The 500-nt window shown below is 64.6% G+C and carries 1 protein-coding gene; it reads right to left on the reverse strand.

Translation table 11 applies throughout. From position 1 onward, the window contains the following. Positions 1–500 (reverse strand): acyl carrier protein (locus tag ACODSO_RS29240; RefSeq protein ID WP_489040089.1); only part of this gene is annotated, 500 nt, incomplete at both ends.

Genomic DNA, 500 nt, shown 5'->3' on the forward strand with positions numbered 1-500 from the left:
CGCAACGTTCCGAGCTGCTCGGGCCCGAGACTGGGCAGCGACGGGAACCGCTCCTGCACAGCACCCAACACCTGCACCCGCTTGATCGAATCGACGCCGAGATCGGCTTCGAGATCCATCGACGGATCCACCATCTCGACCGGGTAACCGGTCTTGTCGGCAACTACTTCGAGCAGGGCCGCGCGGAGAGCGTCGGCGGATATGCCCGACGGCGATGGTTCCGGTGGACTAGGTAGCGCAGCGGATTCGGGCGCGGAAGCTTCCGGTGCGGAAGGTGCCGGGGCCGACTGTGCCAGCAAGTCGACGATCTGATCGAGAGTACGCAACGTTCCGAGCTGCTCGGGCCCGAGACTGGGCAGCGACGGGAACCGCTCCTGCACAGCACCCAACACCTGCACCCGCTTGATCGAATCGACGCCGAGATCGGCTTCGAGATCCATCGACGGATCCACCATCTCGACCGGGTAACCGGTCTTGTCGGCAACTACTTCGAGCAGGGC

This window comes from Rhodococcus sp. FG69 (assembly GCF_057808915.1).